Annotated in this window: 1 protein-coding gene; it reads left to right on the top strand. The window is 66.2% G+C overall.

Translation table 11 applies throughout. The features are described 5' to 3' along the window. Positions 1-1460 (top strand): amino acid adenylation domain-containing protein (locus tag AC0IYH_RS28955; protein WP_471837436.1); only part of this gene is annotated, 1460 nt, incomplete at both ends.

Genomic DNA, 1460 nt, shown 5'->3' with positions numbered 1-1460 from the left:
ACCATCGAGCGCATGGCCCGCCACTGGCAGAACCTGTTGCAGGCGATGGTGGCTGACCAGGCGCAAAACATTGGCCAACTGAACCTGCTGGACGCCGAGGAGCAACAGCACATTCTGCAATTGTGGGATCGCAGCGAATCCGGCTTTCCGAGCGGGCGCTTCGTGCATGAGTTGTTCGCCGACCGCGCCCGGGAAACCCCGGAGGCGGTGGCGGTAAAATTCGACGCACAAACCCTCAGCTACGGCGAGCTGGACCGCCAGGCCAACCGCCTGGCCCACGCGCTGATCGCCCGTGGCGTCGGCCCGGAAGTGCGCGTGGCGATTGCCATGCCGCGCAGCGCCGAAAGCATGGTGGCGTTCCTGGCGGTGATGAAAGCGGGCGGCGTGTATGTGCCGCTGGATATCGAATACCCGCGTGATCGCCTGCTGTACATGATGCAGGACAGCCGCGCGCAACTGCTGCTGACCCACACCCATGCCCTGGCGCAATTGCCGATCCCCGAGGGCCTGGACACCCTGGCCATCGACCGCACTGAAGACTGGGCCGATTACACAGACGCCGCGCCGGAGGTCAAGCTGGATGGCGACAACCTCGCCTACGTGATCTACACCTCGGGTTCTACCGGCATGCCCAAGGGCGTGGCCGTTTCCCACGGGCCGTTGGTGGCGCACATCATCGCCACCGGCGAGCGCTATGAAACCTCGCCCGCCGATTGCGAATTGCACTTCATGTCCTTCGCCTTCGATGGCTCCCATGAAGGCTGGATGCACCCGCTGATCAACGGCGCCAGCGTGCTGATCCGCGATGACAGCCTGTGGCTGCCGGAGTACACCTATGCGCAGATGCACCGGCATAACGTGACCATGGCGGTGTTCCCGCCGGTCTACCTGCAGCAACTGGCCGAGCACGCTGAACGCGATGGCAACCCACCGGCGGTGCGTGTGTACTGCTTTGGCGGCGATGCGGTGGCGCAAGCCAGCTACGACCTGGCCTGGCGTGCGCTCAAGCCAACCTACCTGTTCAACGGCTACGGCCCGACCGAAACGGTGGTCACGCCACTGCTGTGGAAGGCGCGCAAGGGCGACCCGTGCGGCGCCGTCTACGCGCCGATTGGCACCCTGCTGGGCAACCGCAGCGGCTACGTGCTGGACGCGCAACTCAACCTGCAACCGGTGGGCGTGGCCGGCGAGTTGTACCTGGGCGGCGAGGGTGTGGCCCGGGGTTACCTGGAGCGTCCGGCGCTGACCGCCGAACGCTTCGTGCCGGACCCGTTCGGCAAGCCCGGCAGCCGCGTGTATCGCAGCGGCGACCTGACCCGTGGCCGCCCGGACGGGGTGGTGGACTACCTGGGCCGTGTCGATCACCAGGTGAAAATCCGCGGTTTCCGTATCGAGCTGGGGGAAATCGAAGCGCGCCTGCGCGAGCAGGCCAGCGTGGGTGAAACCGTGGTGGTCGCCCA

The sequence above is a fragment of the Pseudomonas sp. AC463 genome (assembly GCF_979253585.1).
This window is presented reverse-complemented; position numbering and strand designations above follow the sequence as displayed.